Genomic DNA, 14,179 nt, shown 5'->3' with positions numbered 1-14,179 from the left:
GATGATCCAATGAAAAAGAGCAGCCCGTTTTGGACTGCTCTTTCATAATATGAACCTTTTTGTCTATACTGTAATAATTCCAAGACCTTCCAGTACGGAGAAAATCAGAATCGCGATAATGCACAGCGGCGCGATATATTTGATCATCACCAGGAACAGTGATTTCCGGTGGAATTTTCCGGAACTTTCTACTTCATTTACGATCACATCCGGTTTGATCACATAAGCGGTAAAGATACAGGTCAGAAATGCCGCGATCGGCATCAGAACACTGTTGCTCAGGAAATCAAAGAAATCAAGGATGCTGAATCCGATGATCGTAATGCCGCTTAAAGCGCCATATCCCAGAGATGACGGAAGCGCCATCAGCAGGGCAATGAAAAACAGCAGGATAACAGCCGGGATTCGCCGCATATGGAACTTGTCCATAAGAACGGCAACCAGTGTCTCCAGCAGAGAAATGGAAGATGTCAGTGCTGCGAATAATACGAGAATAAAAAACACAGCGCCGATTCCATTGCTGAATGCCATACTGTCAAATACCTTTGGAAGCATGACGAACATAAGGGATGGACCCTTTGCCAGCATGGAAGAATCTCCGTTGGAAAATACGAATACTGCAGGTACGATCATAAGACCGGCAAGGAATGCAACACCAGTATCAAAGCATTCTACCTGAGCTACGGATTTTTCCAGATCAGATTTTTTCGGCATATAGGAGCCGAAGGTAATCATAATGCCCATTGCCAGGGACATGGAGTAAAACAACTGTCCCAGAGCCGCCAGGAAAGTGGTTGGCCCGAAATCTTTTAAGCTTGGCTTCAGATAGTAAACAACTCCGGCGAGCGCTCCCGGGCGGGTAATACAGAAAATGGAGACTCCGATCAGAAGCACGATCAGAACCGGCATCATAAAAGTACTTACCCTCTCGATTCCGCCTTTTACGCCGAATGCTACGATAATCGTTGTAATGACCAGGAAGATCAGCAGATACAGGATCGGCTCTTCTGTCTTCCCGATAAATCCGGTGAAGAAATCATCGGATGCTGCCGCATGAATCTGTCCTTGGAGGGATACGGCCATATATTTGGTCACCCATCCGCCGATGACGCAGTAATATGGGAAAATAATAAAAGGAATAAAGCTGGTCAGATAACCGATAAAGGTATACTTTTTGTTAAAATGTCCAAACGCGTTGATCGCGCTGGTACCGGCTCTTCTTCCAAGGGCAACTTCCGTAATCATTAATGCAAAGCCAAAAGTAAGGGTCAGAATCAAGTAAATCAATAAGAAACTTCCGCCTCCATATTTGGCGGCAAGATATGGAAACCTCCAGATGTTTCCCAATCCTACGGCGGATCCGGCCGTTGCCAGAACGAATCCGATACGGCTCGAGAATCCGCTTCTTTCATGTGACATAATAAATACCTCTCTTCATACTTTTTTATTTAGAGTCCTGCAGAGCAGGATTCTTTCTTGCTTAGATGACATCCACATCTTCGCCGGCAAGAACGGCGTTCATGTTGCGGACAGAACACATTTTACCGCACATGGTACATGTGTCTTCCCGTTCAGGTGTGGATTCTGCACGGTATCTCCGCGCTTTTTCAGGATCCAGAGCCAGTTCAAACTGTTTGTCCCAGTCAAGTTTCTGACGGGCTGCCGCCATCTGGTTATCCCAGTCCATGGCTCCTTTTACGCCTTTGGCAATGTCAGCCGCATGGGCAGCGATCTTAGATGCCATGATTCCTTCTTTCACATCGTCCACGTTTGGAAGACGGAGATGTTCAGCCGGAGTTACATAGCATAAAAAGCTGGCTCCGGAAGCGGCTGCAATGGCACCTCCGATGGCAGATGTAATGTGATCGTATCCAGGAGCAATGTCTGTTACGATCGGTCCAAGAACATAGAACGGTGCGCCATGGCAGATAGTCTGCTGAATCTTCATGTTAGCTTCAATCTGATCCATCGGCATATGACCTGGCCCTTCGATCATAACCTGGACATCTCTGTCCCAGGCTCTGGCGGTCAGTTCGCCGAGGGTTACCAGTTCTTCAATTTGGGAAATATCACTGGCGTCTTTCAGACATCCAGGGCGGCATGCGTCTCCAAGGCTTAATGTGACGTCATATTCATTACAGATATCCAGAATTTCATCATAATATTCAAAAAATGGATTTTCATTTCCCGTTGCTTCCATCCACGCAAAAATCAGAGAGCCGCCGCGGGAGACGATATTCATCTGTCTTTTCATAGCCTTAAAGCGGTCTGCTGTATTGCGGTTGATGCCGCAGTGGATCGTCATAAAGTCAACACCGTCTTCTGCGTGCATCTTAAATACATCGATCCATTCACGGGATGTGATGTCTTTTAAAGCTTTGTTATAGTAAACAATGGCATCGTAGATCGGCACGGTTCCAAGAATGGCCGGGCATTCATTTACCAGCTTTCTGCGGAACTTCTGGGTGTCTCCGAAAGAAGACAGATCCATGATGGCTTCCGCGCCCATATCAACGGCCTGTTTTACTTTTTCCATCTCAACGTCCAGATTCATACAGTCTCTGGATGTTCCGAGATTAACATTGATCTTTGTCTTTAAAGAGTTCCCAATTCCGTAGGGTTTCAGACAGGTATGCTTCTTGTTGGCCGGGATGACAATAGTTCCGGCGGCAACTTCTTTCATGATATCCTGTACGTCAAGTCCCTCATAGGAAGCGACCGCTTCCATTTCCTTTGTTACTATCCCTTTGCGTGCTGCATTCATCTGTGTTGTGTAAGTCATAAAATTACCTCCAAAAAGTATAATAATATATTGGGAGACTCTTTGGTAATAGTCCAAATCCCTACGGCGGCATTACCCGCATCAGGTCGATGGTCGAAGCCAGGGCTTCCTCTCAGCTGAGGCAGTCAGTAGCATACCTCTTAAGCTCCCATTTCAGTTACTAGATTATTGTAACATTGAAGATCAGGGAAGGCAACTAAAAAGCGTATTTTTCGATGGCCCAGGCAACGCCGTCTTCATCGTTGGTTTTGGTGATGAGATCAGCAGTTTCTTTGATTTCCGGTTCTGCATTTCCCATGGCAACAGAAGTTCCGGCGGCTCCCAGCATATCCAGATCATTAAAACTGTCTCCGATGGCCATGGTTTCCTCCTGGGAAATGCCAAGAATCCCGGCAAGTCTGAGCAGGGCATTGCTTTTTGTTGCTGTTTTTGAAGTCAGTTCCAGATTTTCTGCAAAAGCGGAAGTGACATCCAGAATATTTTCCTTCTGATAAAAATCCATGATCTCTTTCCGGATCTTAAGATCAGAAAAAATCAAATGTACTTTCTCCACAGGAAAAGGATCCTGGAGCAGACGGTCAAAAATACCGTCCTCATAAATCTCTGGAGCCTGTCCGTTCTGAACGGAAGGCCTTTCCTGAAGAATCTGTTCAATGACCGGGAGTGTGGAACGGTCACAGTAACAGGCTCCTTTATAAAACAGCTCAATGATAACCGGAAGGTCTTTGATTCTGCGGATGATGTCCGGCATTCTCTCGGCAGGAATCAGATCTTCATAAAGAGGTTCTTCTTTGTTCATATCGATGATAGAAGCTCCGTTAGATGTGGAAGCATAATGAACGCCCGGAATGCTCATGATTTCCTGGGGAAGATATGATTTTGGACGTCCGGTTGCAGGAAAAACCTGTATGCCTCTTTCAACGGCCTCTGCGATTGTACGTCTGGTACGGTTTGTGATTTCTTTTCTGGAATTAAAAGTGGTTCCATCCATGTCCAGAGCAATGAGTCGGATTCTTTTTTTCATAGGTGACCTCCATTTTCAATTTCGTTGTATTCATTATATCATACAGGGAGATAAACGTGGTATAATGATGAAAGAATCAAAGAACAGGGAACAGGAGGTAAGAATATGCCAGGACTGGTTTTAGAAGGAGGAACTTTCCGGCCGATTTTCAGCGCCGGAGTCATGGATGCCCTGTTGGATGAGGATATTATGTTTCCATATGTGATCGGCGTTTCAGCAGGGATCACCAACGGAACTTCATATATTTCCAGACAGCGGGGAAGGAATCTGCGGATTCTGATGAGTCACAGGAAAGACAGCAGATATATCGGGATGAAAAACCTGCTGAAAGAGCGAAGTATTTTCGGGCTGGATTTTGTATTTGATCTGCTGCCCAATAAGCTGGATCCTTTTGACTGGGATACATACAAACGATATAAGGGGACGATCCGGATCGGAGCAACGAATGCACAGACTGGACGTCCGGAATATTTTGACGGACACAGACTGGATGAAAAATTGATGATGCTGCGGGCGTCATGCGCGCTGCCTCTGCTGTTTCCGGCCATCCGGATTCACGGGGTTCCATATTATGACGGAGGAATTTCTGATCCGATTCCAATCCGCAAAGCTATAAAAGACGGCAGCGGAAAGAATCTGATCGTTTTGACCAGACCAAAGGAATACCGTAAGAGATTAAGCCGCAGCACAATGGCAGCGGCGAAGATTCTGGGCAGAAAATATCCGCGGCTCCGGGAACAGCTGCTGAGCCGTCATAAGCGGTATAATGAGACCGTCAGATTTTGTGAACGCCAGGAAAGAGAAGGAAAGGCTCTTATACTGCGTCCGGATCATCCGATCGAGAGCATGGAAGGGGATATTGATGTTCTGAAGCAGACTTATGATATGGGGTATAAGACTGCGAAAGAAAATATACGGAAAATCAGGGAATTATTTTAAGGATAGTCATAAACAGCGGCGGTTATGTTATAATAAACAATAGCTTAGCTGTTAAAGGAGGCATAACATGGCTGGTATACAAATTTCAGACCGAACTTACATAGAAGAATTAGCACAAAACCAGCCGAGGAACTTGATGGTCGTATGTGAGCGGCTTTTTCTGGATTTTCACTATGACAGTACTCCAGGAGAGATGGCGGTGCAGATTGCGAAGAAACTGCAGGGAGATCCAATGCTCCTCGGGGAGATGCTCAGAGAGGAGGCCGTGGATCTTTTATTTGATCTGTGGCAGATGAAGGAATCCCAGATCGTACCGGAACAGCATCTGGAAGAGCTGCAGCAGCTCCATTATCTTGGGTTCATATCAGCGGATAATCAGAACCTGATGGTGAATATGGAGGCAAAAGATATTTTCTTTTTTTCCCTGAAAAGCCATAAGATGCGGAAGATCATGGAAAAATATACGGAATGGGAAAAAATTATCTTTGGAATGTTGTTTACTTATGGTATTCTAGATGTATACGAATGTTATAAGATTTTTGCCGAGATACAGGAGACTCCGGTCTATTACGCAGACTTTGAGCAGTTTCTGATGCTGCGTATGGTATTTTGGCACAGCGGACTGATGCTCCGCAATGAGAGGACGAAGAAGCTTTTCATGGCCAGCAGAGAAGCAGAAGACCGGGATGCTGTTTTCGAACAATGGAATCAGCATAAAGATCTGGAATTCTGCAGGTATTCCAGAGAAGAATATATGAATCTGGCTATGGGAAACGGAATTGCCGGATGGGATGGAATTCCCGAATTGTTTTTGTTTGTTTTGGAGAGCATTGATCAGGATCGTTATCAGGCAATGATCATCATCAAATCCATCATACTCATCATACAGAATGGGGAAACATATCTGGAAGCGATTCTTAAGATGAATAAGATTTTGAATATCAATTCTGAAAAAGATGAAAAAGAGATTTGCAGTTACATAAAAAAGATTTTTTACAGTGTTCCGATTTATGGACTGAAAGGACATACGAGGGAAGAACTGAACCGAAAAGAGATGTTTCAGGTCATTGATGGTGGAAAACATTGAGGAGGAAAAGATGAAACAATCAACTGTGTTAGTCGTAGATGATGAAAAAGAGATTGCGGATTTTATTGAGTTATATTTAAAGAATGAAGACTATGAAGTTTTTAAATTTTATAATGGGAAAGAAGCTTTGGAATGTATCGAGAATGAGAATATCGATCTGGCGATTTTAGATGTAATGCTGCCGGATATTGACGGATTTGAAATTTTAAAGCAGATTCGTCTCAAGTATACATTTCCTGTAATCATGCTGACTGCAAAGGTTTCTTCCATGGACAAGATCAACGGACTGACCCTTGGAGCGGATGATTACATTGAAAAACCGTTTGAGCCTTTGGAGCTGATGGCGAGAGTAAAAGCGCAGCTGCGCCGTTTTACAAGGTATAATGACGGAAGCGGAACTGATCAGGAAGACACCCAGGAGATCGCAGGACTGATCTTAAACCGGGCAACTCATCAGTGTACTTACGGGGAAGCGGAAGTAACGCTGACGCCTCTGGAATTCTCCATTCTCTGGATTCTTACAAAGAACCGGGGGAAAGTCATAAGTTCCGAGAATCTGTTTGAGCAGGTCTGGAAGGAAAAATATTTTAAGAACAACAACAACACTGTTATGGTCCATATCCGGCATCTTCGGGAAAAACTCGGAGAGGTCATGGGACATAAGGAATTGATCAAGACCGTATGGGGAGTTGGATATAAAGTTGAGGAGTAAGTACCGTAGTTTAAAAATAAGGATCATGATACAGACTCTGGGGATCAGCATTATCGTTGCGCTGATCGGATATTTTATCCTGGATATCTTTGTAGACGGAGTTTTGCAGGATCCTTTTGCGAAGACAGTTGTGTACGCTTTTCAGCGTCTGGGAATGCAGGAAGAGGAGGCAATTCATCTGTACCGCCTGATCTTCTGGCAGAATAAAGTGCTGATCATCGGCGCAGGATTTTTCGCGCTGCTGCTGTTCAGCTTTTATCTGGGCATGTCCAAATTTACCAACTATCTGCGGGAGGTGGAAGGCGGAATCCAGATGATTCTGAATGAATCGGACGACAAGATCGTTCTTTCAGATACTCTGGAACCGCTGGAGAACAGGCTGAATGAGATCAAGGAGACTTTGAAAGAACAAAGAAGGAGCCTGGAAGAGAGCGAACAAAGGAAGAATGATCTGATCGTTTATCTGGCTCATGATCTTAAGACGCCTCTGACTTCGGTGATCGCATATCTGAGTCTTTTGAATGAGGCTAAGGATATGCCGGAAGAACAGAGGGAGAAATATATTGGGATCTCTCTTTCTAAGGCTAAACGCCTGGGAGAGCTGATCAATGAATTTTTTGAGATTACAAGATATAATCTGCAGAATATTACACTAGATAAGAAGGAATTTTATCTGTATGTTCTGCTGGAGCAGGTACTGGATTCTTTTGATCCGGTATTTCAGGAAAAAGGGCTCCAATGCACCATAGAGGTTGATGATAGAATTCTCATTTATGGGGACCCGGACAGGCTTGCAAGAGTGTTTGAGAATCTTCTGCGAAACGCTGTTTCCTACTGTTATCCTCATTCGAAGATTGAGGTGTACGGTGCGATTAAAGGGGAGAATGCGGAGATTATCGTGCGCAATCAGGGCAAGACGATTCCGGCTCATCAGCTGGAGAATCTATTTGAAAAATTTTATCGTCTGGATGAGGCAAGATCATCAGAAAGCGGCGGAGCAGGGCTTGGGCTTGCGATTGCCAAAGAGATCATCGAGCTTCATAACGGAACGATCCAAGCGGACAGCAGGGATGGATATACGTCCTTTATCATCCGGCTGCCGAGAAAGAAGGAGGAGTTATGAAAAAAATATACGTAATAGGACACCGCAATCCAGATACAGATTCTATCTGTTCTGCATTGGCTTATGCAAACCTGAAAAATCAGATCAGTGACGGCGAATTTGAATATGAACCATGCCGTGCTGGCAACGTGAACGGAGAGACTAAATTCGTTCTGGAGCACTTTGGCGTTAAGGCGCCGGAGTATGTAAATGATATGCGCCCAAGGGTTACGGATATCAACATCAATCGAATTGAAGGGGTAGAGGAGAGTACTTCTATCAAAGAAGCAGGCGACCGTATGCGTCAGATCAAACAGGTGTCCCTTCCGGTTCTTCATGACAGAGAGTTAAAAGGAATCGTAACGATCAGTGATGTTGCTTATGCTGATATGGATGTCTTTGACAATGAAATCCTGGCAAAATCAAAAACTCCATACAGGAATCTGATTTCTGTGTTAAATGGAGAGATGCTTGTTGGAAATGAAGAAGGCGTCATCGAAAGCGGAAAGCTTTCTGTTTCAGCAGCCAGCATTGAAACCATGTCAGAATTTATCAAACCAGGAGATGTTGTCATCCTGGCTAACCGGTCTGATGTTCAGAAGGCAGTGATTGAAATCGGAGCCCAGTGCATCATCGCCTGCATGGGAACAAATATTGACCAGGATGTTCTTGATTTTGCCAAAGAAAAAGGATGCCGGGTGATTGCAACCAGTTATGATACGTTTATTGCAAGCCGTCTGATCTGCCAGGCAATTCCGGTATCTTATGCCATGACGCCGGAAAGTGAACTGGATACTTTCTCTATTAATGATTTTGTGGATGACGTCAAAGAAGAAATGACGAAAAAACGTTTCCGTTATTTCCCTGTGCTGGATGCAGATAATAAGTTTGTGGGACTTGTTTCCAGACGTAGATTGCTGGAAATCGACAAGAAACGCCTGATTCTTGTGGATCATAATGAAGTATCTCAGGCAGTGGAAGGACTGGAAGAGTGTGAGATTCAGGAAATCATTGACCACCACAGAATTGGAAGCCTGGAAACTATGTCACCGGTATATTTCAGAAATCAGCCGGTCGGATGTACAGCTACGATCGTAACACAGATGTACCGGGAGCAGGGTGTGGAGATTACAAAACCGATTGCCGGACTTCTCTGCTCTGCAATTCTTTCTGACACTTTGATGTTCCGTTCACCGACCTGTACTCCGGTAGATGAACAGATTGCCAGAGAACTGGCTCAGATTGCAGATATAGAGATCGAAGATTACGCAAAACAGATGTTCCGCGCAGGAAGTGACCTGAAAGGGAAAGCGGCAGATGAGATTTTCTATCAGGATTATAAGAAGTTTACTGCTAATGATGTGACATTTGGCGTTGGACAGATTACATCCCTGGATCAGTCTGAACTGGATGAGATCAAAGAAAAGATTCTTCCGTATATGGAATCTGTCAGAAAAGAACAGGGCCTTAACATGGTATTCTTTATGCTGACCAATATCCTGGAAGAGACCACATACCTGGCTATGACAGGAGAAGAAAGCAAAGAAGTGATCGAGAGTGCGTTCCAGACAGAAACAGACGGACAGATCGCGGTTCTTCCTGGAGTTATGTCCAGAAAGAAACAGCTGATTCCGAATGTATTGAACGTAATTCAGGAATAGATACAGGAAAAAAGAAAATAAGCCTGCGAAAGAACTTTCAAGGTTCTCTCGCAGGCTTTTTCCATATTTCAGGTAAGTTTTGGGGGGATGCAGACCATATTTATGGCAGTTTTAAATATGGCAGATTATTTAAAAGGATTTTTGCTGTCATCCCCCATATGATCCGGCCCTGGTAGCGGTAAAAGCATACCTCATATCTGCCGCCGGCCCATGGATAATCTCTGCCGCCGGGAATATCGGAAAAAGGAAAGTCATCAGGCGGCTGGATCAGTACATCATTGTAGTAAAGATCGGGTTCTGTCTCCTGAAAAAAACGAAGTGGAACGGTAAAAACAGAATCGACTTCTGCAGTATTGAACCGGCCGTCATAGCCGGTCAGTTCCCCAAGAAATGGTTCGATCCTGGCTTTTGCAGGGGACAGAAAATAATCCAGGGCGCCATAGATGGTCAGCTGTTTACTGCCGATCAGCAGTTCTTCCTTTGTTTCCCGGACTGCAGTTTCCAACGTGGTCTCGCCTTGTTCCACGCGGCCGCCGGGGAAACAGACTTCCCCCGGCTGGCGGCGCAGTTTTTTAGAGCGGACTTCGAACAAAATATGGTAACCGTCATCCTTTTGAATCAGAGGAATCAGGACAGCGGATACATGTTCCTGTTCTTCTTCTATTCGTTTTGGTATATGACGGCGCAGATGTTCAAACATAGCATTCTCCTAGAATCTAAAATCACGTTTTCCTTCATGGATGTTTTCAATATATTCAGCAGCTTTCTGTTTTACAACCGGATTTGGGATCTTCTCCAGTTCCTGTTTGATCAATGCTTCTCCCTTGGCTTTGACTTCATCAGAAGCATAATCTTCCAGATATTCTTTCAGGGTCATCAGCGCATTTGGAGCGCAGCAGTTGGCAATCTGACCGGATTTTACCAGAGTCATAAAGCGGTCACCAGTGCGGCCTTCTCTGTAACATGCCGTACAGAAGCTTGGAATATGTCCAAGATCCATAAGCCATCCGATGATCTCATCCAGAGTACGGGTATCGTTGCGGTCAAACTGGGCAGAATTATCTTCCGGTTTTTCAGGTACAGCATATCCGCCAACGCTGGTAGAGGATGCTCCGCTGATCTGAGAAACACCAACGCGGAGAACTCTTTCTCTGGACTCCTGTGTCTCACGGGTGGAAACAATGATTCCTGTGTAAGGAACGGCAATACGAAGGATAGCGACGATCTTCTCAAAAATATCATCGTTGATTGCGTCTTTGAAATCATCCGGGTCAATATCATCAGCCGGACGGATTCTTGGAACACTGATTGTGTGAGGACCGACTCCGAATTTTGCTTCCAGGTGTTCTGCATGCATCAGCAGTCCGGCAAAATCATAGCGGTACATATCCAGTCCGAATAAAACACCGATTCCTACATCATCGATTCCGGCAGTCATGGCACGGTCCATTGCTTCGGTATGATATGCGTAATTGCTCTTTGGTCCAGTTGGATGCAGGGTTTCATAACGTTCTTTGTGGTATGTTTCCTGGAACAGAATATAAGTACCAATTCCGGCTTCTTTCAGTTTCTTATAATTTTCTTCTGTTGTAGCCGCAATATTGACATTGACACGGCGGATAGCGCCATTTTTATGCTTGATGCTGTAGATTGTCTTGATGCTTTCCAGAACATATTCAATCGGGATGTTCACCGGGTCTTCTCCTGTTTCCAGGGCAAGACGTTTATGTCCCATATCCTGAAGGGCAATGACTTCCTTACGGATTTCGTCCTGAGTCAGTTTTTTCCGTCGGATATGTTTGTTCTTATAATGGTATGGACAGTAAGTACAGCCGTTTACACAATAATTGGCAAGATAGAGCGGCGCAAACATAACAATACGATTGCCGTAGAACTTTTCTTTGATTTCAATTGCCAGGTCGAAAACCTTCTGGATCAGTTCTTTATCTTCACATGCCAGAAGAACAGAAGCTTCTCTGTGAGAAATTCCCTTTAATTTTCTGGCTTTTTCAATAATAGATAAAATCAGTTCTTTGTTGTCTTTGTTGGCATCGGCATATGCCAGAGTGTCTTTGATTTCCTGATCGCTGATAAACTCTTCAGCAATCCCTGATTCTGGTTTATACATAGTATCTCTCCTTATTTCTTTTTTGTGAACATGGATTTTACAGTGATGCCGTCAATCATTCCCAGTTTCCCGGAAAGAGTGCTGATGATGTCGGCAGGCGCATCTAATACGACGGAAATAATATTCACATTTTTCTGACGGTATGGGATTCCCATGCGTCCGACGATATAGGAACGATAGTCATGCAGTGTCTGGTTGACTGGTTCCACGGAAGATTCTTCCTCGATTAAAATGCCGATAAGAGCAATGCGGCTCTGAACTTCCATAAATTCCTCCTTTTGTTATCTGAAGGTCCGGTTTTTGAACAGCAGAACCAGAGTGGATCGCTTCTTGAGTCAAAAAAAGCATATCCTTTTTCCGGATATGCCATACATTGTTCTATAGAAAATCGTGAAAGACTTAAAAGTTCAGATTTCACGGCAAAACAGCTCATCGTCCATAAGGACAAAACGAGCATAGAACCCCTGTCTGCAGAGGTGTTTTTTGTTCTAGAGATCAATCTTGGCTTCAGGAAAAACCTTGGCTTCAGAATGATAATTTATATCATCATTCATTGTAGCGAAAGAAAACAGAAAAGTCAAATCACAGAAGAAGTTTTGACTGAGAACTGCAGAGTGATAAAATAGAAAGAAAAGCAGCAATAAGATGGAAACACAAATGGAGGCAGCTTATGGAAGACTTAAAGATGTATATTGGAGGAAAATGGACGCCGGGACACAGTGGGGAAAGGATAGAAGTTGAAAATCCGGCCACAAAAGAAATCATTGGAACAGTTCCAAGAGGAAATGAGGAAGATGTCGATGCAGCAGCAGAAGCTGCAAAAGAAGGATATCAGGTATGGAAGACATATTCCGTAAGGGAAAGAACCCGCTGTCTTAGAAGATTGGCGGATGATCTGGACAGGCATGCAGAAGAAATTGCAGATACGATTACCAGAGAACTGGGTGCCCCGGTTAGTATGGCAAAAGACTGGCATGTAGCGGCAGCCGGCAGCGAAACCCGCTGTTTTGCGGACTGGGCAGAAATGCTTTCGTATGAAGAGCAAAAGGACGGATATATTTTAAGAAGAGAACCGTTTGGCATTGTGGCGGCAGTTACTCCATGGAATTTTCCGCTGGACCAGGCGCTATTAAAAGTACTTCCTGCATTGGCGGCAGGAAACTGTGTAATTCTCAAGCCGAGTCAGCTGACGCCGATGACGGTCTGCCGTTTGGCAGAATGTATAGATCGATGTGGGTTTCCGGCAGGTGTGTTTAACCTTGTGACAGGAAAGGGAGCGGAAGTAGGAAATGCCCTTGCCGGGCATCCTGACATTCGGATGATATCTTTTACCGGATCTACGTCTGCCGGACGGGAAGTGGCCAGGCGGGCACTTTCTAATATAAAGAAATGTACTCTGGAATTAGGAGGAAAATCAGCAGGTATTGTCCTGAACAGTGCAGATTTTAGTCTGGCGGCCGATGTAATGCTGGAGGATTGTTTTATGAACACAGGACAGATCTGCAATGCCATGACAAGAATGCTGGTTCCGGCTTCCGGAAAAGAAGAGATGGAGAAACTTCTGGTAGAAAAAGCCGCAAAATTTAAAGTCGGAGATCCCATGGATAAAAATACTGTGGTGGGACCTCTTGTCAGTAAAAAGGCATTTGAGTCGGTAAAAAGGTATATTGAAACCGGAGTCAGGGAAAAAGCCAGGATGCTGGTTGGAGAAATTCCGCAGGAATGTGAGAATGGCTATTATGTGAAACCGGTTATCTTTACAGACGTCACCAGCCAGATGACCATTGCCAGAGAAGAAATTTTTGGACCGGTATTGTCTGTGATTTTTTATGATACGGTGGAAGAAGCAATCCGAATTGCAAATGACAGTTCTTATGGACTATGCGGAGGTGTTTTTGGAGAGGAGAAAGAGGCATTGAATGCTGCACGTCTAATGGAGACAGGAGTTGTGCGGATCAATGGAGCAGAAATTCCTTCAGGAGCGCCTTTTGGAGGATATAAAGAATCCGGCATTGGCAGGGAAAATTGTATACAGAGCATAGATGAATTCATGGAAGTCAAATCCATTGTAATTTAAGGAAATTTTGTTATAATAGCAATCGTAATATTAAAAGAAAGGAATTTATCGATGAGTGGAAGAAATCAAAAAGAATTAGGAGATATCACTCTGCTTGGAAATCAGAAAACGAAGTATCCAGATGATTATGCACCGGAAGTGCTGGAAACATTTCCGAACAAACATCCGGAAAATGATTATTTTGTAAAATTCAATGCACCGGAATTTACCAGCCTTTGTCCAATCACAGGGCAGCCGGATTTTGCGACTATCTATATTTCCTATGTACCAGGAGAAAAGATGGTAGAAAGCAAATCTTTAAAATTATACCTGTACAGTTTTCGAAATCATGGAGATTTTCATGAGGACTGTATGAACATTATCATGAAAGATCTGATTCGACTGATGGATCCAAAATATATCGAAGTATGGGGAAAATTCACTCCGAGGGGAGGAATTTCCATTGATCCATACTGTAACTACGGGAAACCTGGAACCAAATGGGAAGAGGTGGCCTGGAACCGTCTGTCAAACCATGACCTGTATCCGGAGAAGATAGACAATCGATAAAAAAGAAGTTATTTTTCCTTTAGACTAATTTATAGTTTCTTTAGAATTGTTTATACGCAGTACATTGAATGAAGGGAGGATTCTGGTATACTAAAGACATAGTTTTTCATATATATTT

The 14,179-nt window shown here is 44.1% G+C and carries 13 protein-coding genes and 1 riboswitch; of the genes, 7 read left to right on the top strand and 6 right to left on the bottom strand.

Features of this window, described 5'->3' with window-relative positions:
- Positions 1-63 precede the first annotated feature (63 nt).
- The 3 genes from JMF81_RS08210 to JMF81_RS08200 form a co-directional block, all read right to left on the bottom strand.
- Positions 64-1,419 carry a sodium-dependent transporter gene (locus JMF81_RS08210; RefSeq protein WP_201310977.1) on the bottom strand — a complete coding sequence of 452 codons (1,356 nt, stop codon included), beginning with the start codon at positions 1,417-1,419 and terminating at the stop codon, positions 64-66.
- 61 nt (positions 1,420-1,480) lie between these two features.
- A complete protein-coding gene (gene thiC / locus JMF81_RS08205) occupies positions 1,481-2,782 on the bottom strand; it encodes a phosphomethylpyrimidine synthase ThiC (protein WP_201310976.1) in 1,302 nt (433 codons plus the stop codon).
- A gap of 41 nt (positions 2,783-2,823) precedes the next feature.
- Positions 2,824-2,944, bottom strand: a riboswitch (TPP riboswitch).
- 34 nt (positions 2,945-2,978) lie between these two features.
- Positions 2,979-3,806, bottom strand: a complete 828-nt coding sequence (locus JMF81_RS08200) for a Cof-type HAD-IIB family hydrolase (RefSeq protein WP_201310975.1) — start codon at positions 3,804-3,806, stop codon at positions 2,979-2,981.
- 105 nt (positions 3,807-3,911) lie between these two features.
- On the opposite strand from JMF81_RS08200, the gene JMF81_RS08195 reads away from it, so the two are divergent.
- From JMF81_RS08195 to JMF81_RS08175, 5 genes are all read left to right on the top strand, one after another.
- Positions 3,912-4,745 carry a patatin-like phospholipase family protein gene (locus tag JMF81_RS08195; RefSeq protein ID WP_201310974.1) on the top strand — a complete coding sequence of 278 codons (834 nt, stop codon included), beginning with the start codon at positions 3,912-3,914 and terminating at the stop codon, positions 4,743-4,745.
- 67 nt (positions 4,746-4,812) lie between these two features.
- A complete protein-coding gene (locus tag JMF81_RS08190) occupies positions 4,813-5,832 on the top strand; it encodes a hypothetical protein (RefSeq protein ID WP_201310973.1) in 1,020 nt (339 codons plus the stop codon).
- Between the two features lie 10 nt (positions 5,833-5,842).
- Positions 5,843-6,544: a VanR-ABDEGLN family response regulator transcription factor gene (vanR, locus tag JMF81_RS08185; protein ID WP_201310972.1), complete on the top strand. Its 702-nt coding sequence runs from the start codon at positions 5,843-5,845 to the stop codon at positions 6,542-6,544.
- A complete protein-coding gene (locus JMF81_RS08180; protein ID WP_243282587.1) occupies positions 6,534-7,667 on the top strand; it encodes a sensor histidine kinase in 1,134 nt (377 codons plus the stop codon). Before vanR ends, JMF81_RS08180 begins: the two co-directional genes overlap by 11 nt.
- On the top strand, positions 7,664-9,307 hold the full coding sequence (locus tag JMF81_RS08175) for a putative manganese-dependent inorganic diphosphatase (RefSeq protein ID WP_201310971.1): 1,644 nt from the start codon (positions 7,664-7,666) through the stop codon (positions 9,305-9,307). The genes JMF81_RS08180 and JMF81_RS08175 overlap by 4 nt, the downstream gene beginning before the upstream one ends.
- Before the next feature lie 100 nt (positions 9,308-9,407).
- Here the strand turns inward: JMF81_RS08175 and JMF81_RS08170 are convergent, their stop codons facing one another.
- Genes JMF81_RS08170 through JMF81_RS08160 form a run of 3 tightly spaced genes read right to left on the bottom strand, consistent with a single transcriptional unit; the run spans position 9,408 to position 11,701 of the window.
- The gene (locus JMF81_RS08170; protein WP_201310970.1) at positions 9,408-10,007 is read right to left on the bottom strand and encodes an NUDIX hydrolase; all 600 of its coding nucleotides are present in this window, start codon (positions 10,005-10,007) and stop codon (positions 9,408-9,410) included.
- Between the two features lie 9 nt (positions 10,008-10,016).
- Positions 10,017-11,435 (bottom strand): [FeFe] hydrogenase H-cluster radical SAM maturase HydG, encoded by a 1,419-nt coding sequence (hydG, locus tag JMF81_RS08165; RefSeq protein WP_201310969.1) that lies wholly within the window; start codon positions 11,433-11,435, stop codon positions 10,017-10,019.
- Between the two features lie 11 nt (positions 11,436-11,446).
- On the bottom strand, positions 11,447-11,701 hold the full coding sequence (locus JMF81_RS08160; protein ID WP_201310968.1) for a TM1266 family iron-only hydrogenase system putative regulator: 255 nt from the start codon (positions 11,699-11,701) through the stop codon (positions 11,447-11,449).
- Between the two features lie 404 nt (positions 11,702-12,105).
- Between JMF81_RS08160 and JMF81_RS08155 the strand changes: the two genes are divergently transcribed.
- A complete protein-coding gene (locus JMF81_RS08155; RefSeq protein WP_201310967.1) occupies positions 12,106-13,512 on the top strand; it encodes an aldehyde dehydrogenase family protein in 1,407 nt (468 codons plus the stop codon).
- 51 nt (positions 13,513-13,563) lie between these two features.
- Entirely contained in the window at positions 13,564-14,061 is a 498-nt protein-coding gene (queF, locus tag JMF81_RS08150; RefSeq protein ID WP_201310966.1) for a preQ(1) synthase, read from the top strand.
- Positions 14,062-14,179: the final 118 nt, after the last annotated feature.

The organism is Anaerostipes butyraticus, assembly GCF_016586355.1.
Classification (GTDB): domain Bacteria; phylum Bacillota; class Clostridia; order Lachnospirales; family Lachnospiraceae; genus Anaerostipes; species Anaerostipes butyraticus.
Note: the sequence above shows the minus strand (reverse complement) of the source record. Positions and strands in the feature narration are given on the sequence as shown.